This is a genomic window from Gryllotalpicola ginsengisoli DSM 22003, from assembly GCF_000419445.1.
Classification (GTDB): Bacteria; Actinomycetota; Actinomycetes; order Actinomycetales; family Microbacteriaceae; genus Gryllotalpicola; species Gryllotalpicola ginsengisoli.
The window spans coordinates 158033-178825 of sequence record NZ_AULK01000001.1 but is presented as its reverse complement, the minus strand read 5'-3'; the positions used below and the strand labels follow the sequence as shown (position 1 = coordinate 178825).

General features: G+C 71.3%; 23 protein-coding genes. 12 read left to right on the top strand and 11 right to left on the bottom strand.

Annotation, left to right across the window (positions count from 1 at the left end; genetic code table 11):
• Together H563_RS0100840 and abc-f are read left to right on the top strand one after the other, a co-directional pair.
• Complete coding sequence (locus H563_RS0100840) at nt 1–330, top strand: metal-sulfur cluster assembly factor (protein ID WP_022880734.1); 330 nt, start codon at nt 1–3, stop codon at nt 328–330.
• A complete protein-coding gene (gene abc-f, locus H563_RS0100835) occupies nt 330–1928 on the top strand; it encodes a ribosomal protection-like ABC-F family protein (protein WP_022880733.1) in 1599 nt (532 codons plus the stop codon). Before H563_RS0100840 ends, abc-f begins: the two co-directional genes overlap by 1 nt.
• Before the next feature lie 8 nt (nt 1929–1936).
• On the opposite strand, the gene H563_RS0100830 is transcribed toward abc-f, so the two are convergent.
• From H563_RS0100830 to H563_RS14355, 3 genes are read right to left on the bottom strand one after another with little or no spacing between them, the layout of a single operon-like run.
• Nucleotides 1937–2803 carry an SURF1 family cytochrome oxidase biogenesis protein gene (locus tag H563_RS0100830; RefSeq protein ID WP_022880732.1) on the bottom strand — a complete coding sequence of 289 codons (867 nt, stop codon included), beginning with the start codon at nt 2801–2803 and terminating at the stop codon, nt 1937–1939.
• Complete coding sequence (locus H563_RS0100825; protein WP_022880731.1) at nt 2800–3024, bottom strand: hypothetical protein; 225 nt, start codon at nt 3022–3024, stop codon at nt 2800–2802. Before H563_RS0100825 ends, H563_RS0100830 begins: the two co-directional genes overlap by 4 nt.
• Nucleotides 3021–3293, bottom strand: a complete 273-nt coding sequence (locus H563_RS14355) for a DUF3099 domain-containing protein (protein WP_022880730.1) — start codon at nt 3291–3293, stop codon at nt 3021–3023. Before H563_RS14355 ends, H563_RS0100825 begins: the two co-directional genes overlap by 4 nt.
• Before the next feature lie 45 nt (nt 3294–3338).
• On the opposite strand from H563_RS14355, the gene fabG reads away from it, so the two are divergent.
• The gene (gene fabG / locus H563_RS0100815) at nt 3339–4055 is read left to right on the top strand and encodes a 3-oxoacyl-ACP reductase FabG (RefSeq protein WP_022880729.1); all 717 of its coding nucleotides are present in this window, start codon (nt 3339–3341) and stop codon (nt 4053–4055) included.
• Between the two features lie 176 nt (nt 4056–4231).
• Here the strand turns inward: fabG and serB are convergent, their stop codons facing one another.
• Entirely contained in the window at nt 4232–4891 is a 660-nt protein-coding gene (serB, locus tag H563_RS0100810; protein ID WP_022880728.1) for a phosphoserine phosphatase SerB, read from the bottom strand.
• Nucleotides 4888–6132: a glucose-1-phosphate adenylyltransferase gene (gene glgC / locus H563_RS0100805; RefSeq protein WP_022880727.1), complete on the bottom strand. Its 1245-nt coding sequence runs from the start codon at nt 6130–6132 to the stop codon at nt 4888–4890. The genes serB and glgC overlap by 4 nt, the downstream gene beginning before the upstream one ends.
• Nucleotides 6133–6188: 56 nt before the next feature.
• Between glgC and glgA the strand changes: the two genes are divergently transcribed.
• From glgA to H563_RS0100790, 3 genes are all read left to right on the top strand, one after another.
• Nucleotides 6189–7373 (top strand): glycogen synthase, encoded by a 1185-nt coding sequence (gene glgA / locus H563_RS0100800; protein WP_022880726.1) that lies wholly within the window; start codon nt 6189–6191, stop codon nt 7371–7373.
• 69 nt (nt 7374–7442) lie between these two features.
• Nucleotides 7443–8207 (top strand): ABC transporter ATP-binding protein, encoded by a 765-nt coding sequence (locus H563_RS0100795; RefSeq protein WP_027478940.1) that lies wholly within the window; start codon nt 7443–7445, stop codon nt 8205–8207.
• A 95-nt stretch (nt 8208–8302) separates the two neighbouring features.
• Nucleotides 8303–8560 carry a type B 50S ribosomal protein L31 gene (locus H563_RS0100790; RefSeq protein ID WP_022880724.1) on the top strand — a complete coding sequence of 86 codons (258 nt, stop codon included), beginning with the start codon at nt 8303–8305 and terminating at the stop codon, nt 8558–8560.
• A 96-nt stretch (nt 8561–8656) separates the two neighbouring features.
• On the opposite strand, the gene H563_RS0100785 is transcribed toward H563_RS0100790, so the two are convergent.
• The gene (locus H563_RS0100785; RefSeq protein WP_022880723.1) at nt 8657–9364 is read right to left on the bottom strand and encodes an exonuclease domain-containing protein; all 708 of its coding nucleotides are present in this window, start codon (nt 9362–9364) and stop codon (nt 8657–8659) included.
• A gap of 89 nt (nt 9365–9453) precedes the next feature.
• Nucleotides 9454–11157 (bottom strand): maltose alpha-D-glucosyltransferase, encoded by a 1704-nt coding sequence (treS, locus tag H563_RS0100780; protein WP_022880722.1) that lies wholly within the window; start codon nt 11155–11157, stop codon nt 9454–9456.
• Between the two features lie 37 nt (nt 11158–11194).
• Here treS and H563_RS0100775 point away from each other — a divergent pair, with 37 nt between their 5' ends.
• Both H563_RS0100775 and H563_RS0100770 read left to right on the top strand, forming a co-directional pair.
• Nucleotides 11195–12052 carry an alpha/beta fold hydrolase gene (locus H563_RS0100775; RefSeq protein ID WP_022880721.1) on the top strand — a complete coding sequence of 286 codons (858 nt, stop codon included), beginning with the start codon at nt 11195–11197 and terminating at the stop codon, nt 12050–12052.
• The gene (locus H563_RS0100770) at nt 12049–13161 is read left to right on the top strand and encodes a glycosyltransferase family 4 protein (protein ID WP_022880720.1); all 1113 of its coding nucleotides are present in this window, start codon (nt 12049–12051) and stop codon (nt 13159–13161) included. The genes H563_RS0100775 and H563_RS0100770 overlap by 4 nt, the downstream gene beginning before the upstream one ends.
• Here the strand turns inward: H563_RS0100770 and H563_RS14350 are convergent.
• From H563_RS14350 to H563_RS0100755, 3 genes are read right to left on the bottom strand one after another with little or no spacing between them, the layout of a single operon-like run.
• Nucleotides 13158–13634, bottom strand: coding sequence for a GNAT family N-acetyltransferase (locus tag H563_RS14350; RefSeq protein WP_022880719.1), 477 nt, complete (start codon nt 13632–13634; stop codon nt 13158–13160). The genes H563_RS0100770 and H563_RS14350 overlap by 4 nt on opposite strands.
• Nucleotides 13631–14257: a histidine phosphatase family protein gene (locus H563_RS0100760; RefSeq protein WP_022880718.1), complete on the bottom strand. Its 627-nt coding sequence runs from the start codon at nt 14255–14257 to the stop codon at nt 13631–13633. Before H563_RS0100760 ends, H563_RS14350 begins: the two co-directional genes overlap by 4 nt.
• Nucleotides 14254–15090 (bottom strand): Sir2 family NAD-dependent protein deacetylase, encoded by an 837-nt coding sequence (locus H563_RS0100755; protein WP_022880717.1) that lies wholly within the window; start codon nt 15088–15090, stop codon nt 14254–14256. Before H563_RS0100755 ends, H563_RS0100760 begins: the two co-directional genes overlap by 4 nt.
• 49 nt (nt 15091–15139) lie before the next feature.
• Between H563_RS0100755 and H563_RS0100750 the strand changes: the two genes are divergently transcribed.
• Both H563_RS0100750 and H563_RS0100745 read left to right on the top strand, forming a co-directional pair.
• Complete coding sequence (locus tag H563_RS0100750) at nt 15140–15955, top strand: TrmH family RNA methyltransferase (protein ID WP_022880716.1); 816 nt, start codon at nt 15140–15142, stop codon at nt 15953–15955.
• A 21-nt stretch (nt 15956–15976) separates the two neighbouring features.
• Nucleotides 15977–17263, top strand: coding sequence for a D-alanyl-D-alanine carboxypeptidase family protein (locus H563_RS0100745; protein ID WP_022880715.1), 1287 nt, complete (start codon nt 15977–15979; stop codon nt 17261–17263).
• Here H563_RS0100745 and H563_RS0100740 read toward each other — a convergent pair.
• Nucleotides 17260–18060 carry an SGNH/GDSL hydrolase family protein gene (locus tag H563_RS0100740; protein ID WP_022880714.1) on the bottom strand — a complete coding sequence of 267 codons (801 nt, stop codon included), beginning with the start codon at nt 18058–18060 and terminating at the stop codon, nt 17260–17262. The genes H563_RS0100745 and H563_RS0100740 overlap by 4 nt on opposite strands.
• Nucleotides 18061–18186: 126 nt before the next feature.
• Between H563_RS0100740 and H563_RS0100735 the strand changes: the two genes are divergently transcribed.
• Complete coding sequence (locus tag H563_RS0100735) at nt 18187–19983, top strand: DEAD/DEAH box helicase (RefSeq protein WP_027478938.1); 1797 nt, start codon at nt 18187–18189, stop codon at nt 19981–19983.
• A gap of 178 nt (nt 19984–20161) precedes the next feature.
• Nucleotides 20162–20659, top strand: a complete 498-nt coding sequence (locus H563_RS0100730) for a DUF6328 family protein (RefSeq protein WP_022880712.1) — start codon at nt 20162–20164, stop codon at nt 20657–20659.
• Nucleotides 20660–20793 lie beyond the last annotated feature (134 nt).

Below are 20793 nucleotides of genomic sequence, written 5' to 3'. Positions count from 1 at the left end.
ATGCCAGTTTCACTCGAACCGGCGCTCTTCGACCGGGTGGTCGAGGCGCTGAAGGACGTGATGGACCCGGAGCTCGGCATCAATGTCGTCGACCTGGGTCTCATCTACGACCTCGCCTGGGACGAGGAGAACGACGCGCTGATCATCTCCATGACCCTGACCAGCGCGGGATGCCCGCTCACCGACGTGCTCGAGGAGCAGACCGGTGAGGCCCTCGACGGCATCGTCGAGCGGTTCCGCATCAACTGGGTGTGGATGCCGCCGTGGGGGCCGGAGCGGATCACGGACGACGGGCGCGACATGATGCGCGCGCTCGGCTTCGCGATCTGATGCTGGCGGTCTCAGGCCTGGAGATCCGAGTCGGCGCCCGCACCCTCATGTCGGGTGTCGACTTCCGCGTGCAGCGCGGCGACAAGATCGGCCTCGTCGGGCGCAACGGCGCCGGCAAGACGACGCTGACGAAGGTGCTCGCCGGCGACCTGCCGCCCACCGACGGCAAGGTGGAGCGCAGCGGGCAGCTCGGCTACCTGCCTCAGGACCCGCGCTCCGGCGACCCGGAGATGCTGGCGCGCACCCGCATCCTCGACGCGCGCGGGCTCGGCACCCTGAACCTGCAGATCACCGAGGCGACCGAGAAGATGGCGGATGCCGACCCGGCGGTCGCCGAGAAGGCGATGCGCCGCTACGCGAACCTCCAGGAGCGCTTCGAACAGCTCGGCGGCTACGCGGCGGAGGCGGAGGCGGCGTCGATCGCCTCGAACCTGAACCTGCCCGACCGCATCCTCGACCAGCCGCTGAAGACGCTCTCCGGCGGTCAGCGGCGCCGCATCGAGCTCGCCCGCATCCTATTCTCGGACGCCGAGACGATGATCCTCGACGAGCCGACCAACCACCTCGACGCCGACTCGGTGGTCTGGCTGCGCGAGTTCCTGAAGGGCTACCAGGGCGGATTCATCGTCATCTCGCACGACGTGCAGCTGGTCGAGGAGGCCGTCAACAGGGTCTTCTACCTGGACGCGAACCGCGCGGTGATCGACATCTACAACATGGGCTGGAAGAAGTACCTGGCCCAGCGCGCCGCCGACGAGGAGCGCCGCAAGAAGGAGCGCGCCAACGCCGAGAAGAAGGCGTCAGCGCTGCAGCTGCAGGCCGCGAAGTTCGGTGCCAAGGCGACCAAGGCCGCCGCCGCGCATCAGATGATGGCGCGCGCGGAGAGACTGCTGTCCGGGCTGGACGAGGTGCGGCAGGCCGACCGCGTGGCCAAGCTGCGGTTCCCGGAGCCGGCGCCGGTGGGGAAGACGCCGCTGAAGGCATCCGATCTCTCGAAGTCGTACGGCTCGCTCGAGATCTTCACCGCCGTCGACCTCGCGATCGACCGCGGATCGAAGGTCGTCATCCTCGGGCTGAACGGCGCCGGGAAGACGACCCTGCTGCGCATCCTGGCCGGAGTGGACACGCCCGACACCGGCGTCATCGAGGCCGGGCACGGCCTCAAGATCGGCTACTACGCGCAGGAGCACGAGACGCTCGACGTCTCGCGCTCGGTACTGCAGAACATGGTGTCGGCCTCCCCGCAGCTGACCGAGACCGAGGCGCGCCGCGTGCTCGGCTCGTTCCTGTTCACGGGCGACGACGTGCACAAGCCCGCCGGCGTGCTGTCGGGCGGCGAGAAGACCAGGCTGGCGCTGGCGATGCTCGTGGTGTCGGCGGCCAACCTGCTGCTGCTCGACGAGCCGACCAACAACCTCGACCCGGCCTCGCGCGAGGAGATCCTCGACGCGCTCGCGCACTACTCCGGCGCCGTCGTGCTCGTCTCCCACGACCCCGGGGCGATCGAGGCGCTGAACCCCGAGCGGGTGCTGATCATGCCGGAAGGCACCGAGGACCTGTGGACCCCTGACTACGCCGAGCTCGTGGAGCTGGCGTAACGCGGCGGCTACCGCCCCTGGGCGTCGAGGAGCTGGTCCTCGATCGCGGCATCCGTCTTGGCCCGGCGCGCGGCGCGCCTCGCGGCCCGCGCCGCGTCGCGCTCGCTGTCGCGGCGCACGAACGACGGATCGCCCTCGACCTGCTTGCGGTACTCGAGCCGCACGGCGTAGCCGAGGCCGAAGAACCCGATCGCGGCGAAGATCAGCCACTGGATCATGTACGACCAGTGCATGCCCGTGTCGGCGACCGGCGGATCGGACACGACCGGGGTGAGCTCGTTCGCCGCGCGCGGCGTCTCCGAGTCGAGCTGGCCGTAGGCGTGGTCGTACACGTCGCCGCCGATGAGCTTCGCGAGGGTCGGCAGGTTGATCGTGCCGACCGAGTGGCCGTCGACGGATTGCCCCCGCAGCACCGGCTCGGAGGGCTGCAGCCGCACCACCGCGGTCACGGTGCCCGACGGGGGAGCGGGCACCGACTTCGGCAGCACCCCGCTGTCGGGCGAGGGCACCCAGCCGCGATCGACGAGGAACACCGAGCCGTCCGCCAGCCGCATCGGCGTGATCACCTCGAGGCCGGGCCCGGAGTCGTTGGCGCGGTTGCGCACCAGGTACTGGTCGGCGGTGTCGTAGACGCCCGTGACGGTCACGCGCTTCCACTGCTGGTTCGGAGAGTACGCGTGCGTCGAGGAGAGCACCGAGGTCAGCGGCACCGGGTCGGAGTCGAAGTTGCGCGCCACGAGCTCGTTCGCGTGCTGCGCCTCCAGCCCCCGGTCGTGCTGCCAGTTGGAGAGGAACCCGCAGGCGACGGCGAAGATCACCGCCGCGGCGAAGTACGCGAGCCAGCGGCGGTGGAAGACGAAGGTCCAGTGCCTCATGAGGCGGGGTCCTCCGCGTGCAGCGGGCTCACCTCGAGCGGGAAGCCGCGCGTGACGAGGAATCCCTCGAGGTAGTCGCGGTGCTCGTCGCAGGCCAGCCACGTCTTGCGCCGCCCCGCGGCGTGGATGCGGGGGTTGCTCCAGTCGATGCGCCAGGAGGCCTGAGCCGTGCAGGCCGCGCGGGAGCAGGCGAATCGCTCCGGCCCGCCGAAGAGGCTCACTCGTCACCCCGGTAGCGCTCGATCGACCCGGGCCGCTCGACGCTGCCGCTCGGCTGCGAGCGGGCCGCGTTGGCGACCACGACGGCGAAGTAGGGCAGGAACACCGCCCCGAGGGCGGGGATGATCAGCCACCAGCCGCGCACCCAGATGCAGGCCACCACGCACAGCAGTCGCACGCCCATCATGATCGAGTACTCGATCATGCGTCGGTGCCGCTCCTGGTCCGGAGACGGGGGCAGCGAGGTGATGGTGTGGGGGGAGCTCTTCATGGCCGTCGTCCCAGCCTACGACCGGCCCGACCATAGGATTCCTGTATGGCAGATTTCACCCCTCGCACCGTGCTCGTCACCGGCGGAAACCGTGGCATCGGCTTCGCCATCGCGCAGGAGTTCGTGAGCAGGGGGCACCGGGTCGCCGTCACCGCGCGCAGCGGGGAAGGGCCGGAGGGCACGCTCACCGTGCGCGCCGATGTGACGGATGCCGCAGCCGTCGACGCCGCGTTCACCGAGGTCGAGTCGGCCCTCGGCCCCGTCGAGGTGCTCATCGCCAACGCCGGCATCACCCGCGACCAGCTGCTGCTGCGCATGACGGAGGAGGACTTCGACGCCGTCGTCGACACCAACCTCGGCGGCTCCTTCCGCGTCATCAAGCGCGCCTCGAAAGGCATGCTGCGCGCCAAGTACGGCCGCATCGTCCTCATCTCCTCGGTGAGCGGCCTGTTCGGCAACGCGGGCCAGGTCAACTACGCCGCCTCGAAGGCGGGGCTGATCGGCATGGCCCGCTCGCTCACCCGCGAGCTCGGCGGCCGCGGCATCACCGCCAACGTGGTCGCCCCCGGCTTCATCGAGACCGACATGACCGCCGAGCTGCCCGAGGAGCAGCAGGCCGAGTACCGCAAGGCCATCCCGGTCGGCCGCTACGGCACCGCGCAAGAGGTGGCGCAGGCCGTCGCCTGGATCGCGAGCGACGAGGCGGCCTACATCTCCGGCGCCGTCATCCCCGTCGACGGCGGCCTGGGCATGGGGCACTGACGGCGGCGCGGGTCTCCATTCACGCTTCGCGTGAGTCGACCAGCGTCGGGTCACGCTTCGCGTGAGTCGACCAGCGTCGGGTCACGCTTCGCGTGAGTCGACCAGCGTCGGGTCACGCTTCGCGTGAGTCGACCAGCGTCGGGTCACGCTTCGCGTGAGTCGACCGGCGTAGGGGCTCAGCCCCTCAGGCCCAGCAGGGGCAGCACCTGCGAGAGGTCGGGCACGTCGATCGCCACATCGGCCGCCTCGCGCACCTTCGGCTTCGCGTTGAAGGCGACCGACAGCCCGGCTTCGCGCATCATCTCGAGGTCGTTGGCGCCGTCGCCCACGGCGACCGTGCGCTTCAGACGGATGCCCGCGGCATCCGCCCACTCGAGCAGCGCCGCCGCCTTCGCATGGGCGTCGACGACCGTGCCCTCGACGCGTCCCGTCAGCCGCCCGTCCGCGGTCTCGAAGCGGTTGGCCCGCCAGAAGTCGAGTCCGAGCTCGCCGGCGATCGGGTCGAGCACCTCGTGGAACCCTCCCGAGACGACGCCGACGCGCCCGCCGGTCTCGTGCACGCGCGCGATCAGCTCCCGCGCCCCGGGGGTGACCGTCACGCGGGCGCGCACCTCGGCGAGCGCATCCGTCGACAGGCCGGCGAGCGTGCCCACGCGCTCGCGCAACGACGCCGCGAAGTCGAGCTCGCCGCGCATCGCCCGCTCGGTGATGTCGGCGACCTGCGCGGTCGTGCCGGCGTGGTCGGCGATGAGCTCGATGACCTCGTCGGCGAAGAGCGTGGAGTCCGCGTCGAGCACGACCAGGAAGGGGACGGTGGCCGACGCGAGTGCGCTCATGGGACGACGTGGACTCCCTTTCCGACGACGGTGATGCCGGACTCGGTGACGTTCAGGCCGCGCGCCCGATCCCGCGCGAGGTCGATGCCGATCTGGGCGCCCGCCTCGACCACGACATCCTTGTCGAGGATAGCGCGGCGCACCAGCGCCCCCGGGCCGACCTTCACCCGGTCGAAGACGACCGCGTCGGTGAGGTTGGCGCCGGAGTCGACCAGGGTCCACGGCCCGAGCACGCTGCGCTCGACGTGCGAGCCGGAGATCACGGTGCCCAGGGAGATGATCGAGTCGATCGTCGTGCCGATCGAGCCGCGGGCGTCGCGCACGATCTTCGCCGGCGGCGAGTTGAGCTCCTGCGAGTAGATCGGCCACTCGGAGTTGTACAGGTTGAACACCGGCAGCACCGAGATCAGGTCCTGGTGCGCTTCGAAGAATGAGTCGATGGTGCCCACGTCGCGCCAGTACGCGCGGTCGCGCTCCGTGGATCCGGGCACCTCGTTGTCTTTGAAGTCGTACACGGCCGCGTCGCCGCGCTCCACGAAGTCGGGGATGACGTCGCCGCCCATGTCGTGGTTGGACTCGGGCTTCTCGCCGTCGCGGGTGACCGCCTCGATGAGCGCATCCACGTCGAACACGTAGTTGCCCATCGACGCGAGCACCTCGTGCGGGGCGTCGGGCAGCCCCTGCGGCTCCGACGGCTTCTCGAGGAACGCCTTGATGCGCCGGGGGTCCTCCGGGTCGACCTCGATCACGCCGAACTGGTTGGCGAGCCCGATCGGCTGGCGGATGGCGGCGACCGTGGCGCCTGCGCCGGATTCGATATGCGCCTCGATCATCTGGGCGAAGTCCATGCGGTAGACGTGGTCGGCGCCGACCACGACGACGATGTCGGGCCGCGAGTCGCGCAGCAGGTTGAGGTTCTGCAGGATCGCGTCGGCGGAGCCGGAGAACCAGCGCTTGCCGAGCCGCTGCTGCGCGGGCACCGACGACACGTAGGAGTTGAGCAGCTGCGGCAGGCGCCAGGTCTGCGAGATGTGACGGTCGAGGGAGTGCGACTTGTACTGGGTCAGCACCACGATCTGCCGCAGGTCGGAGTTGACCAGGTTGGACAGCGCGAAGTCGATGAGCCGGTACTGCCCCCCGAACGGCACCGCGGGCTTCGCCCGGTCTGCGGTCAGCGGCATCAGGCGCTTTCCCTCTCCACCAGCGAGCACGACGCCGAAGATCTTCCTGCCTGACCTCATGTCTCGACACTAGTTGCCATTACCTGCGCTGACCAGGCTGTACTACGGTCGACGACATGAGAGTCGACCTCATGACGCGCGAGTACCCGCCCGAGGTCTACGGGGGCGCCGGCGTGCACGTCGCGGAACTGGTCGCCGCGCTCCGCTCGCACCTCGAGGTGCGGGTGCGGTCGTTCGGCAAGCCGCGCGACGAGGAGGGGGTCTGGTCGTACGGGGTGCCGCAGGAACTCGCATCCGCCAACGCCGCCCTCACCACGCTCGGGGTCGACCTGCAGATGGCGCAGGACGCGGCCGGCGCCGACCTGGTGCACTCGCACACCTGGTACGCCAACGGCGCCGGGCACCTCGCCAAGCTGCTGCACGGGGTGCCGCACGTGGTGACCGCGCACAGCCTCGAGCCGTTGCGGCCGTGGAAGGCCGAGCAGCTGGGCGGCGGCTACCGGGTCTCGTCATGGATCGAGAAGACAGCGTACGAGGCGGCGGATGCGGTGATCGCCGTGTCCGAGGGCATGCGTCAGGACATCCTGCGCTCGTACCCGGCCATCGACCCGGCGAAGACGCACGTCGTCTACAACGGCATCGACCTCGAGACCTGGCACCCGAACCACGACCCCGGCACGGTCCGCGCCCTCGGCGTCGACCCCGACCGGCCCGCCGTGATCTTCGTCGGCCGCATCACCCGGCAGAAGGGGCTGCCGTACCTGCTGCGCGCCGCGCGCTCCCTGCCGGCCGAGGCGCAGCTCGTGCTGTGCGCGGGCGCCCCGGACACCCCGGAGATCCTCGCGGAGGTGCAGGGTCTCGTCGCCGAGCTGCAGGCGACCCGCGCCGGCGTGGTCTGGATCGAGGAGATCCTGCCGCGCGACAAGCTCACCGCGCTGCTGACCGCCGCGACCGTGTTCGTGTGCCCGTCGGTGTACGAGCCGCTCGGCATCGTGAACCTCGAGGCGATGGCCTGCGGCCTTCCGGTGGTCGGCACCGCCACCGGCGGCATCCCCGAGGTCGTCGTCGACGGCGAGACCGGCCGGCTCGTGCCGATCGACCAGGCGCAGGACGGCACCGGCACGCCGCTCGACCCCGACCGCTACGTCGCCGACCTCGCGGCGGGGCTCGCCGACGTGCTGGCCGACCCCGAGCGGGCCGCGCGCATGGGGCAGGCGGGCCACGAGCGCGCCCGCGAGGTGTTCTCGTGGCAGTCGATCGCCGTGCAGACACGCGAGATCTACGCGTCGCTGGTCCGGTGAGCGCCGATCCGCTGACTCGCCGATCCGAGTGCCGATAGGGTTGGAGTCATGTCGAGCGTCGTCGTCAGCATGGAGTCCGCTTCTGTAGAACGCGAGGGCCAGACGGTCCTCACCGGCATCGACTGGCAGGTGACCAGCGACCAGCGCTGGGTCGTGCTCGGCCCCAACGGTGCCGGCAAGACGACCCTGCTGCAGCTGGCCGCCGCGCAGCTCAAGCCGAGCTCCGGAACCGTCAAGCTGCTCGACGAGGACGTCTCCGACACCGACCCCGGCGAGCTGCGCCCCCACATCGGCTTCGCCTCCAGCGCCCTGTCGCGCCGGCTGCCGTACGGCGAGACCGTGCTCAACGTCGTGCTCACCGCCGCCTACGGCCTCACCGGGCGGTGGAAGGAGGAGTACGAGGACATCGACGAGCGCCGCGCCCACCGCGTGCTGACCGAGTGGAAGGTCGACCACCTCGCCGACCGCCGCTTCGGCGAGCTCTCCGACGGCGAGCAGAAGCGGGTGCAGATCGCCCGCTCCGTGATGGCCGACCCCGAGATGCTGCTGCTCGACGAACCCGCCGCCTCGCTCGACCTCGGCGCCCGCGAAGAGCTCGTGCGCCTGCTCGGCGGCTACGCCGGCTCGCCCTCGAGCCCGGCGATCATCATGGTCACCCACCACGTCGAGGAGATCCCGACCGGATTCACCCACGCGCTCGTGCTGGCGAAGGGCTCGGTCGCGGCGGCCGGCCCGATCGCGGAGACCATCACGGCCGAGAAGCTCAGCGCCGCGTTCGGCGTCGACGTCGAGGTCACCGAGACCGACGGCCGGTTCGCGGCCCGCGCCCGCTAGCTGTTAGACTCTCTCTTTGGCCCCCTTTGTTGATGGCGTGATCGCCGTCCGGGCCGACGTTTTCACCAATCCACTCGTTTTCAAAGGCACCCATCATGAAGGCTGACATCCACCCGAACTACGCACCGGTGGTCTTCCGCGACCTGGCTTCGGGCGCGACGTTCCTCACCCGGTCGACCGTGACCAGCGACAAGACCATCGAGTGGGAGGACGGCAACACCTACCCGGTCATCGAGGTCGAGATCTCCTCCGAGTCGCACCCGTTCTACACGGGCAAGCAGCGCATCATGGACTCGGCCGGCCGCGTCGAGAAGTTCAACCAGCGCTTCAAGGGCTTCGGCGGCGCCAAGTAAGGCACCCCGGCTTTTCGGGCCCCGGCTTCGGCCGGGGCCCTTTTGCGTGCACGGATGCCTCCCGCGGCGGCCCCGCGCACGCATCCGTACAGCCGGCTAAAGCTCGGGAAGCACCCGCACCGGCCAGGCGCCCCGCGGGGTGAAGTTCACGTCGCCGAGCTTGGTGCGGCGGAACTCCGCGTAGCTCTCCTCCTGCTCGCGGAACCAGGCGACCTGGCGCTCGTGCAGCTCGGCGGCGGTCATGCCGAGGTCGGCGGCGAACTTGGCGGCCAGCGCCTGCGCCACCCGGCCGGCGGCGATCGCGTCGGAGCCGGCGTCGTGGGCGTCGTCGCCGAGCTCGACGCCGTAGAAGCGCGCCGTCACCTCGAGGGTGCGCTTGCCCTTGCGGTACCGGTCCACGGCCTTGTCGATGACCAGCGGGTCGACGACCGGCGCCGGGTCCTCCAGCGGCACGATGCCGTGCCGGTGCGCCTCGCGGTTCAGAACGGTGAAGTCGTACGGCGCGTTATACGCCACGACCGGCACGCCCCGCTCGAAGAGCACGCGCAGAGCGGCGACGATCTCGGCGACCCCCGTCGCCGCGTCCATGCCCTCGAGCCGCACCCGCTCCGTGGTGTAGCCGTGCACGGCCGCCGCGGCGTCCGGGATCTCGATCATGGGGTCGAGCACCCAGTCCTGCCGGGAGGTCACGATGCCGCTCTCGTTGATCACGCCGACGTGGGCGGTGACGATGCGCGCGGTCTCGGTGTTCACCCCGGTGGTCTCGAGATCGAAGACGCCCAGTTCCTCATGCCATCCGCTCATGCTCCCAGGGTAGGCGGGGCCGCCGACACGGCCGGTCAATGGCGCACCGCCGGTCAGCGGGGCACCGCCGGTCAGCGGCGCACCGCCGGTCAGCGGCGCACGGCCTTCAGCCAGAAGAAGCCCTGGGTGCCGAGCGTGAGGTGCAGCCGCCCGTCGTCGTCGATGCTGGGGAAGCGGTGGCCGCCGAACAGGTCGAACAGCTCCGCTCCCGCGAATCCGGGGGCGTCGATCGTCACCGCGACGGGGTTGTGCGCGAAGGAGAACACGCACAGCACGTCTTCGGGCTGGTCGCCGACGGGCGTTCCCGCGCCGGCGTAGGAGCGCACGAAGGCGAGCACCGCCGGGTTGTCGGTGTCGAGCACCTCGATCGAGCCGAGGCCGAAGACGGGGTGGGCCTTGCGCACGTGGATGACGTTGCGGATCCAGTGCAGCAGCGACCGGGACTGCGCCAGCTGCGACTCGACGTTCACCTGCGAGTAGTGGTACACGAGCGACTGCACGACCGGCAGGTATAGCTTGCCCGGGTCGGCGGAGGAGAACCCGGCGTTGCGGTCGGGGGTCCACTGCATGGGCGTGCGCGAGGAGTCGCGGTCGGGCAGCCAGATGTTGTCGCCCATGCCGATCTCGTCGCCGTAGTACAGGAACGGGGACCCGGGCAGCGCGAACAGCAGGGCGTGCGCGAGCTCCAGCTCGGCGCGGGAGTTGTCGAGGAGCGTCGCCAGCCTGCGCCGGATGCCGACGTTCACGCGCATCCGCGGGTCGTAGGCGTACCAGCCGTACATCGCCTGCCGGTACTCCTCGCTGACCATCTCGAGCGTGAGCTCGTCGTGGTTGCGCAGGAACACGCCCCACGCCGCCCAGCTCGGCACGTCGGTCGTCTCCGACAGCACGGCGACCAGCTCGTCGGCCGACTGCGAGCGCAGCGAGTAGAAGATGCGCGGCATGACGGGGAAGTCGAAGGCCATGTGGCACTCGGGTTCCTCGTCCGTGCCGAAGAACGCGGCGACCTCCCGGGGCCACTGGTTCGCCTCGGCGATCATGATGCGGCCCGGATAGTCGCGGTCGACGATCGCTCGCAGCTTCTTGATGAACTCGTGCGTCTCGGGCTCGCCCTCGCCGTTGCCCTCGTCGGACTCGTACAGGTACGGGATCGCATCGAGCCGGAACCCGTCGACGCCGAGGTCGAGCCAGAACCGCACCACGTCGATCACCGCCTCGTGCACGCGCGGGTTGGTGAAGTTCAGGTCGGGCTGGTGCGAGAAGAAGCGGTGGAAGTAGAACTGCCGCCGCACGCTGTCGAACGCCCAGTTCGAGTCCTCGTAGTCGGGGAAGATGATCCGGATGTCGGGCCACTTCTCATCCGTGTCGCTCCACACGTAGAAGTCGCCGTACGGCCCGTCGGGGTCGCTGCGCGAGGCCTGGAACCAGGGGTGCTGGTCGCTCGTGTGGTTCAGCGGCAGGTCGATGACGATGCGCATGTTGCGCTCGTGCGCCTTCGTGACCAGCTCGCGGAACTCGTCGAGGGTGCCGAACTCGGGCAGGATCTGCGTGTAGTCGGCGACGTCGTAGCCGCCATCGCGCAGCGGCGAGGCGAAGAACGGCGGCAGCCACAGCGCGTCCACGCCGAGCCACTGCAGGTAGTCGAGCCGGGAGATCAGGCCGGCGAGGTCGCCGGAGCCGTCGCCGTTGCTGTCATAGAACGAGCGGACCATCACCTCGTAGAACACGCTGCGGCGGTACCACTGCAGGTCGAGGGTGAGTCCGGGCAGGGTGATCGGTGCGGTGAACGTCACCCGTCCCACTTTATTGGCCCGCCTACACTGAGGGGCGATGGGCGAGTTCGAGCTGCCGGGCGGCACGACGAGGTGGTGGGCGTACGGCACGGATGCCCCGGGCGAGTCGGGCACGATCGTGGCGGTGCACGGCTTCCGCGGCGACCACCACGGGCTCGAGAGGGTGGCCGGGCACCTCGCCGGCCGGCGCATCGTCATGCCCGACCTGCCCGGCTTCGGGGCATCGGATGCGTTCGCCGACCGCCCCCACGACATCGACGGGTACGCGCGCTGGGTGGGGGAGTTCCTCGAGGCGCTGCGGCCGGCCGGGCCCGTGACGCTGCTCGGGCACTCCTTCGGCTCCGTCGTGGTGGCGGCCGCGCTCGCGCAGGGGTTCGCCGAGGCATCCGATCTCGTGCTCGTGAACCCGATCGGCGCGCCGGCGCTGAAGGGCCCCAAGGCGATCGGCACGGCAGCCGCGGTCTTCTACTACTGGCTGGCGAAGGCGCTGCCGGCCGGGGCGGGCAACGGCCTGCTGCGCAACCGGGCGATCGTGCGGGCGATGAGCATCGCGATGGCGACCACGCGAGACCCCGAGCTGCGGCGGTGGATCCACGCCCAGCACGACGCGTACTTCTCGCTGTTCGCCGACCGGTCGAGCCTGCTCGAGGCGTTCCGCGCCTCGGTGTCGCACGACGTGAGCGAGTACGCGGCGCGCATCCGCACCCGCACGCTGCTGGTCGCCGCCGCCCAGGACCAGATCACGCCGGTGGCCGCCGAGCGGCGGCTCGCGGGGCTGTTCCCGGACGCCAGGCTCGAGGTGATCGACGGGGTGGGGCACCTCATCCACTACGAGAAGGCCGCGGAGGCCGCCGCGCTGATCGAGTCGTTCCTCGCGGCGGAGCGCGCGGCGTGAGGGTCTTCTTCGACTGCCGCTACGTGCGCACCGGGCGCCCCGACGGCATCACCCGGTACACGGTGTCGCTGCTCGCCGAGTTCGCGAAGCTGCACCCCGTGACGATGCTGGTCAGCTCGCGCGAGCAGCTCGCGGTGCTGCCGGGTCTGCCGTGGGAGCTCATCCCGAGCCAGACCTCGCCGCTGGAGCCGTGGGTCGCCTACCGGGTGAACCGGCTGCAGCCCGACATCGTGTTCAGCCCGATGCAGACGATGGGGTCGCGGGGGCGCCGATACGCGCTCGTGCTCACCGTGCACGACCTGATCTACTACACGCACCGCACGCCGCCGCGGGACCTGCCCTGGTTCGTGCGCGGCGCGTGGCGGCTCTACCACCTGGCCTGGTGGCCGCAGCGGATGCTGCTGAACGGGGCCGACCAGATCGTCGCGGTCTCCCAGACCACGAAGGAGCTGATCCTGCGCAAGCGGCTCGCCCGCCGGCCGGTGTCGGTCGTGCACAACTCGGCGGGGGAGCCGGCGCCCGAGGTGCACGAGTTCGCGCTGCACCGCGCCCCGCCGCGCGGCACGCCGCGGCAGCTCGTGCACATGGGCCAGTTCCTGCCCTACAAGAACGTCGACGCGCTGGTGCGGGCGATGGCGTTCCTGCCCGGCTACGAGCTGCACCTGATGAGCCCCGTGACGGATGCCGAGCGGGAGCGGCTGCGGGCGCTGGCGCCGGGCGCCGCGCTCGTGTTCCGGAACGGGGCGAGCGACGCCGAGTACGAGGACGCCCTGCTCGGGGCGCACGCCCTCGTCACGACCTCGTGGGACGAGGGCTTCGGCATCCCCGTGCTTGAGGCGATGCGGGTGGGCACGCCGGTGGTCGCGAGCGACATCCCGATCTTCCGCGAGGTCGGGGGAGAGGCGGCGGTGTTCGCGGACCCCTCCTCGCCCGAGGACGTGGCACGCGGCATCCGCTCGCTCGAAGACCCGGATGCCTGGGTCGCGGCCTCGCGCGCCGGGATCGCCCAGGCCGCGCGGTTCAGCTGGGCCGCTTCGGCGCAGCACCTGCTCACGGTGCTGACGGCGGCGCACGCGCGGTGGCTGGCGCGCTCCGCCCGGAGACGCTAGGGCCGGGGCATCCGCTCTGCGTCGATCGCCATCTCGATGTGCGGGATGCCGTCTTCGAGGTACTCCTCGCCGTGCGGGCGGAAGCCGTGCCGGCCGTAGAAGCGCTGCAGGTGCGCCTGCGCCGAGATCCGGTTCCCGAGCCCGGGGTACAGCTCGGCCGCCTTGCGCAGGCCTTCGGCGACGAGCAGATGGCCGGCGCCGGTGCCCCGGGCGTGCGGCGCCACGACGACGCGGCCGAGCGACGGCTCGGCGTGCTTCGCCCCGGGCGGCACGAGCCGCAGCGCCGCGACGACCCGGCCTTCCGCGTCGTGGCCGGTGAGGTGCCAGGAGACGGGGTCGAAGTCGTCCGGGTCGGGGTAGACGCAGTCCTGCTCGACGACGAACACGTCGCTGCGCAGTCGCAGGTAGGCGAACAGGGTGAGCGGCGCGAACCCGTCGAGCCGCTGCCACCGCCAGCCGATGCCGCCGCTCACGCCGCGCCCGCGGCTTCGTCGTCGTCGGGCGCGTCGTCGACGAGCGCGAGCTCGGAGGCCGGCACGTTGAAGCGCCGCAGGGCGAGCCCGGCATCCGTGTACTCGAACTCGTGCACGGAGCCGTTGTGGATCACCTCGCCGCGGGCGGGCCGCGCGCCGTCGGTCGCCTGCCGCACGAGGGCGCCGATCACGCCGCCGTGGGCGACCACGAGGATGCTCTCGCCGGGGTGCGCCGCAGCCAGCGACGACAGGGCGGCATGCACCCGCAAGAGCAGCGACTCGTCGTCCTCCCACTCGGGCACCCGGCTGCGATCCGCGCCCCACGACGCCTCGATCTCGGGTCCGGTGAGGCCCTCGGCCAGGCCGTAGCTGCGCTCCTCCAGACCGCGCACGGGCACCGGCTCCGGCATCCCCAGCTCGCCGGCGATGATCTGCGCCGTCTCGAACGCGCGCCGCAGCGGCGAGGCGTAGACGCCGTCGAAGCGGCGCCCCTTGAGCGCCCGCCCGGTCTCGCGCGCCTGGGCGCGGCCCGTGTCGTTGAGGGGGATGTCGCTGCGGCCCTGGATGCGCTTGTCCCGGTTCCAGTCGGTCTGCCCGTGTCGGACGAGTGAGATCGAGGTCACCGAGTCAGTCTGGCAGCCAGCGCTGTGAGGTTCTCCGTGGTGCCGCCGTCGATCTTCACCGTGGCCCGCTGGTCGCCCTTCGTGACGCCGCGGTTGATCACCACGATGGGCAGGCGGCGCCTGCGCGCCTGCTCGATGAGACGGATGCCCGTGTTGACGACCAGGGACGAGCCGGCCACGAGCAGCGCGTCGGCCGACGCGATCAGCGCCTTCGCCTCGTCGAAGCGGTCGACCGGCACGAACTCGCCGAAGAACACGACGTCGGGCTTCAGCGGGCCGCCGCACACGGTGCAGTCGGGCACGACGAAGTCGTCGACGTCGCTCACCTCGGCGTCGCCGTCGGGGTTGATCGTGACCGCGTCGGGCTTGGCGAGCCACGGGTTCGCGGCCTCGATGCGCGCGGAGATGTCGGGGCGGGCGAACACCTGCCCGCAGCTCAGGCACAGGACCCGGTCCATGCTGCCGTGCAGCGGCACCACCCGCCGCGACCCGGCGCGCACGTGCAGCCCGTCGACGTTCTGGGTGATCACGCCGTTCACGATGCCCGCGGCCTCGAGTTCGGCGAGCGCGCGGTGCCCGGCGTTCGGCCGGGCGGCGTCGAAGAGCGGATACCCGAGGTGGGAGCCGGCCCAGTACCGTTTGCGCGCCCGGGGGGAGGAGAGGAACTGCTCGATCGTCATCGGCGTGCGCTTCGGCGCGCCCTCGCCGCGGTAGTCGGGGATGCCCGAGTCGGTGCTGATGCCCGCCCCGGTGAGCACGGCGACGGTGCGGCCCGCGAGGGCGTCGACGGCGGCGTCGAGGGACGTTCCGACCGTCTGCGCCCAGGCCTCCACCGCTCACCTCCGCACCGTTTCCCTCCAGCGTAACCGGCAGGATGGGGGCATGGACGTGCGCCCGATCGACTCGCTGGACGACCCGGCGCTGGCCGACTACTCGCGCCTGACCGACGTCGCCCTGCGCCGCGTGACGGAGCCTGCGGGCGGCCTCTACATCGCCGAGTCGACGAAGGTGATCGGCCGGGCGCTGGCGGCCGGTCACCGGCCGCGCTCGGTGCTGCTGCAGGAGCAGTGGCTTTCCGACGTGGAGCCGCTGCTCGCCCCGTTCCCCGACGTGCCGGTGTTCGTGGGCGACGCGCCGCTGCTCGAGCAGCTGACCGGCTACCACCTGCACCGCGGGGCGCTGGCGGCCATGCACCGCCCCGCCCTCCCCGCGGTGCCCGAGCTCGTGGCGGATGCCTCGCGCGTGGTCGTGCTCGACGGCCTCGTCGACCACACCAACGTCGGCGCCATCTTCCGCTCGGTCGCCGGCCTCGGCGCCGACGCGGTGCTCGTCACCCCCACCTGCGCCGACCCGCTCTACCGGCGCAGCGTGCGCGTCTCCATGGGCACCGTGCTGCAGGTGCCGTGGACGAGGCTGCCGGACTGGAAGGCGGGCGCCGCCGAGCTGCTGCACGCCTCCGGCTTCCACATCGCCGCCCTCGCCCTCTCGGACGATGCCGTTACCCTCGACGCCTTCGCCGCCGACCCGCCCGAGCGGGTGGCGATCGTGATGGGCGCCGAGGGCGACGGCCTCTCCCGCCGCGCCCTGGCCGCCGCCGATACCGTCGTCACGATCCCCATGCGGCACGGCGTCGACTCGCTGAACGTCGCCTCAGCGAGCGCGGTCGCCCTGTGGGCATTGCGCAACGTTCGCCCATAGTCCTCACGTAACATCCCTGTCGTGACCTTCGCCGCCGACCTCGAGCCCGGGCCGCCGGCCCCCGCGACGGCCCGTCCGCGCCCGCGGTACTGGCTGCGCAGGCTGATCGCCTCGGGCTTCGCCGTGATCGTGCTGGCACTGGTCGCCTACGTGGGCGTCGTGGCGGTGCATCCGCTGCCCGCGGTCGCCGCGGTCGTGCCCGACAGCGTCACCAAGCAGATCGTCGCCGAGGCGGTCGACCCCGCCTGGCCCGAGCACGGCAGCGCCGCCGTCGGGCTCGTCGGCACCGACGGGCTGCTCGGCGAGCACGGTAGCCAGAAGAGCGTGCCGATCGCGAGCATGGCGAAGACGCTCACCGCGCTGGTGCTGCTCGACCAGCATCCCGTGAAGGACGGCGGTGAGGGTCCGACCATCACCTTCACCGACGCCGACGTCGCGATCCTGCACAAGGTGTGGTCCGAGGGCGGGTCGTGGGCGAACGTCGAGGCCGGTGAGAAGCTCACCCTCAAGCAGGCGCTGACCGCGATGCTGCTGCCGAGCGCCAACAACTACGCGCTGTCGCTGGCCCGCTGGTCGAGCGGCTCGACGAGCGCCTTCGTGAAGCAGGCCAACGCGTGGTTCACCGAGCACGGCTTCACCCACACGCACATGTCCGACCCGTCCGGCTTCGACCCGGGCACGGTCAGCACCCCGGCCGACCTGGTGGGGATCGCGAAGCTGATCGTCGCCAACCCGGTGCTCAGCGCCGTGGTGCGGACGCAGCACGCGAAGCTGCCGGGCGCCGGCGAGGTCACCAACACCAACAAGCTGCTCGGGCACGACGGCGTGATCGGCATCAAGACCGGGTTCACCACGCAGGCCGGCCACTGCCTGCTGTTCGCGCAGAAGGTGCAGATCGCCGGCGCGACGCGCACCATGGTCGGGGTCGTGCTGGGGCAGCCCGACTACGACGACCTGTGGCAGGGCGTGCCGAAGCTGCTGAAGAGCTTCGCCGCCGGCTTCCACAGCCTCGACCTCACCGACTCGGGCAAGACGGTCTACGGCAGCTACACCACCGCGTGGGGCGCGACGACCGAGCTGGTCGCGGCGCAGCAGCCGATCGCCTCCGTCTACTCCGACGCGCCGGTGACCGTCACGGTGCACACCGACCCGATCGCCACCATCACCGGGCAGGCGCGGGCGGGCACGGTCACCTTCCGGTACGACGGCAAGACGGTCACGGTGCCGCTCAAGACGACCGACCCGGTCGACGGGCCGGGGCTGTGGTGGAAGCTCACCCACCCCGAAGAGGTCTTCTCCCGCTCTTAGTCGCGATCCTCGAGCGGGGACAGCGGCGAGAGCGGCGCCAGCGAGGGACGCTTGGGCGGCAGCCCGTCGCCGCTGGAGACCCGCTTGATGCGCCGCACCACCCACGGCAGCGCGTACTCGCGCGCCCAGTGCAGGTCCTCCACGCGGGCCTCGCGCCACGAGCGCTCCGGAACGGGCTCCGGCTCGAGCACCGGCAGGTCGTTCGGCACGCGCAGGGTGCGCAGCACCATGCGGGCCACGGCCTGGTGGCCCAGCGGCGACATGTGCAGGCGGTCCACCGACCACATCCGCTGGTCGTGGATCTCCTTCAGACCCCACTGGTCGGCGACGAGGCATCCGTACCTGTCGGCGATGGCGCGCACGTTCTCGTTGTAGATCGCGACCTTGCCGCGGATCGCCTTGAAGGTGCCCGACCAGCCCACGTCGACGGCGGTGAACGCGACGATCGTCGCGCCGGTGCGGGCGAGGCGCGAGATCGCCTGCTCGAACACCGCCGCGATCTCATCGGGATCGGTGCCGGGGCGGATGACGTCGTTGCCGCCGGCGGAGATCGTGATCAGGTCGGGGCCGAGTTCGACGGCCGGCTCGACCTGGTCGGCGAGCACCTGGCGCACGAGCTTTCCGCGCACGGCCAGGTTCGCGTACGCGAAATCGGATGTCTGGGCCGCCAGCACCTCGGCGACCCGGTCCGCCCAGCCGCGGAACCCGCGCGCCGGGTCCGGGTAGGGGTCGCCGAGCCCCTCGGTGAAGCTGTCTCCCAGCGCGACGTATCGGGTGTACGGAACTAGTTCGGGCATGGTAACTATTCTGCTCCTCCCCGCGCGGTCTCCGACACGCCCGGCCGCGTCGGTGCGGGCGGTTAGAGTCGTATCCGCATGTCTCTCCAGTCCGCCGCCGACCCGCACGACCAGAGCCCAGCGAACATGCCAGATCACACGCCCGGAACCTTCGCCGCCGAGCACCTGTCGCCGGCGTTCCCGGCCCGCGCGCCGTGGGGGACCGCGACGAGGCTTCGTGCCTGGCAACAGGAGGCGCTGGACGAGTATTTCCGCACCGAGCCGCGCGACTTCCTCGCCGCGGCGACCCCCGGCGCCGGCAAGACGACCTTCGCGCTGCGGCTGGCGACCGAGTTGCTCGGCCGCCGCACCGTCGAGCGGGTGATCGTCGTCGCTCCGACCGAGCACCTGAAGCGGCAGTGGGCCGAGGCCGCCGAGCGGGTCGGCCTGCGCCTGGACCCGGAGTTCAAGAACTCGCAGCGCCGCTACGGGCGGCACTACCGCGGCATCGCCGTCACCTACGCCCAGGTGGCCGCCAAGGCGTCGCTGCACAAGGAGCTCACCGAGGAGTACAAGACCCTCGTCATCCTCGACGAGGTGCACCACGGCGGCGACGCGCTCTCGTGGGGCGACGCGGTGCGGGAGGCGTACGAGCGGGCCACCCGCCGGCTCGCCCTGACCGGCACGCCGTTCCGCAGCGACACCGCGCCCATCCCGTTCGTGACCTACCTGCCCGACGAGAAGGGCATCCGCGTCTCGCGCACCGACTACAGCTACGGCTACGGCCGGGCGCTGGCCGACGGGGTGGTGCGGCCCGTGCTGTTCATGGTCTACGCCGGGCACATGCGCTGGCGCACCCGGGCCGGCGACGAGATGGAGGCCCGGCTCGGGGAGGGCAACACCAAAGACGTCACCGCGCAGGCGTGGCGCACCGCTCTCGACCCGGAGGGGGACTGGATCCCCGCGGTGTTCCGCGCCGCCACCCGGCGGCTCGACGAGGTGCGGCAGCAGATCCCCGACGCGGGCGGCCTCGTCATCGCGACCGACAAGGAGCAGGCGCGCGCCTACGCCGCGCTGCTCGAGGCGCTGACGGGGGAGCGCGCCACGGTGGTGCTCTCCGACGAGAAGGAGGCCTCGGACCGGATCGCCCGGTTCGCGGCATCCGATGACAAATGGATGGTCGCCGTGCGCATGGTCTCGGAGGGCGTCGACGTGCCGCGCCTCGCCGTCGGCGTCTACGCGACCAACTCGTCGACCCCGCTGTTCTTCGCGCAGGCGATCGGCCGCTTCGTGCGGGCTAGGCGCCGCGGCGAGACCGCCTCGATCTTCCTGCCCGACGTCGAGCCGCTGATCGCGCTCGCGCAGGCGCTGGAGCTGGAGCGCGACCACGCCCTCGACCGCGACGTCTCGGCCGAGGCCGGCGACCTCTACAACCCCGAGGACGCGATGATGCAGGCGGCCGAGCGGGAGGAGAAGGCCTCCGACGGGCTCGAGGGCGAGTTCTCCTACCAGGCGCTCGGATCGCAGGCGGCGTTCGACCGGGTGCTCTTCGACGGCACCGACTACGGCGGGTACGCCGAGCCGCAGACCGAGGAGGAGCTCGACTTCATCGGCATCCCCGGGCTGCTCGAGCCCGAGCAGGTGCACGAGCTGCTGATGACCCGGCAGGCGAGGCAGGCCAAGCGCGCCGCCTCGCGCCCGGCGCCCCCGCCCGACGAGCCTCCCTCGCAGGCCGCCCCGCTGCCGCTGTACCGCACGCTGAAGGAGCAGCGCTCGCTGCTCAACTCGCTGGTCGGGCTGTACGCCCGGGTGCACGACCAGCCGCACGGGCTCGTGCACGCCGAGCTGCGGCGCGTATGCGGCGGGCCGCCGGTCGCCAAGGCGTCGATGACGCAGCTGGAGGCGCGCATCCAGTGGCTGCGCAAGAAGCTCGGGCACGCGTAGCGCACGGCCGCACGCCCTCGCCGGTCGACTCGCCCGCAGGGTCTCCGCCGGTCGACTCGCCCGCAGGGTCTCCGCCGGTCGACTCGCCCGCAGGGCCTCCGCCGGTCGACTCGCCCGCAGGGTCTCCGCGGGTCGACTCGCCCGCAGGGCGAATGGAGACCCCGGGTACCCTCCCGCTATGAGCGAGAACCTGCCCGACGAACAGGTGCGCCCCGGCGAGTCCTCGGCCCAGCGCTACGACCGCAACTGGGAGGAGATCCTGCAGGAGCTGCGGGTGACGCAGACCGGCACGCAGATCCTCACCGGCTTCCTGCTGGCGCTGGCGTTCCAGCAGCGGTTCCGCGAGGTCGACCGCTACGAGCTCGTCGTCTACCTGGTGCTGGTGGGGCTGGCGTGCGTGGCGACGGCGCTGGCGCTCGCGCCGGTCTCGCTGCACAGGTGGCTGTTCCAGCGGAAGGCGAAGCGTCAGGTGGTGCTGATCGGCAACCGCATCCTGCGCGCCAACCTGATCGCCGTCGCCCTGCTCGTCGTCGGCGTGGTGCTGTTCGTGTTCGACTTCGTCGTCGGATTCTGGGCCGGATTCGTCGCCGGCGTGGTCGCCGCGCTGGTGGTGGCGGCCCTGTGGGTGCTGCTGCCGTTCGACGTGCGCCGCCACGGTCCCGCCGAGGTGGACTGAGCAGGCGTTGCGCGGCTTTCGCCCGTGCCCTGGCTGCTCCCATTCGTCACTTCTGGCTCGTGCGGCCCGCCCAGGCAGCACTTTTCGACGAATCGTTGTGAGCAGGGAGATCGATTCGTCGATATCGGTCAGGG

Coding starts and splice junctions, on each gene's coding strand:
- H563_RS0100840 (WP_022880734.1), top strand. CDS start 1: ATGCCAGTTTCACTCGAACCGGCGCTCTTCGACCGGGTGGTCGAGGCG.
- H563_RS0100790 (WP_022880724.1), top strand. CDS start 8,303: ATGAAGGCTGACATCCACCCGAACTACGCACCGGTGGTCTTCCGCGAC.
- H563_RS0100740 (WP_022880714.1), bottom strand. CDS start 18,060: ATGCCCGAACTAGTTCCGTACACCCGATACGTCGCGCTGGGAGACAGC.
- serB (WP_022880728.1), bottom strand. CDS start 4,891: ATGAGCGCACTCGCGTCGGCCACCGTCCCCTTCCTGGTCGTGCTCGAC.
- H563_RS0100785 (WP_022880723.1), bottom strand. CDS start 9,364: ATGAGCGGATGGCATGAGGAACTGGGCGTCTTCGATCTCGAGACCACC.
- H563_RS0100830 (WP_022880732.1), bottom strand. CDS start 2,803: ATGAGGCACTGGACCTTCGTCTTCCACCGCCGCTGGCTCGCGTACTTC.
- H563_RS0100795 (WP_027478940.1), top strand. CDS start 7,443: ATGGAGTCCGCTTCTGTAGAACGCGAGGGCCAGACGGTCCTCACCGGC.
- H563_RS0100730 (WP_022880712.1), top strand. CDS start 20,162: ATGAGCGAGAACCTGCCCGACGAACAGGTGCGCCCCGGCGAGTCCTCG.
- fabG (WP_022880729.1), top strand. CDS start 3,339: ATGGCAGATTTCACCCCTCGCACCGTGCTCGTCACCGGCGGAAACCGT.
- H563_RS0100735 (WP_027478938.1), top strand. CDS start 18,187: ATGCCAGATCACACGCCCGGAACCTTCGCCGCCGAGCACCTGTCGCCG.
- glgA (WP_022880726.1), top strand. CDS start 6,189: ATGAGAGTCGACCTCATGACGCGCGAGTACCCGCCCGAGGTCTACGGG.
- abc-f (WP_022880733.1), top strand. CDS start 330: ATGCTGGCGGTCTCAGGCCTGGAGATCCGAGTCGGCGCCCGCACCCTC.
- glgC (WP_022880727.1), bottom strand. CDS start 6,132: ATGAGGTCAGGCAGGAAGATCTTCGGCGTCGTGCTCGCTGGTGGAGAG.
- H563_RS0100750 (WP_022880716.1), top strand. CDS start 15,140: ATGGACGTGCGCCCGATCGACTCGCTGGACGACCCGGCGCTGGCCGAC.
- H563_RS14355 (WP_022880730.1), bottom strand. CDS start 3,293: ATGAAGAGCTCCCCCCACACCATCACCTCGCTGCCCCCGTCTCCGGAC.
- H563_RS0100775 (WP_022880721.1), top strand. CDS start 11,195: ATGGGCGAGTTCGAGCTGCCGGGCGGCACGACGAGGTGGTGGGCGTAC.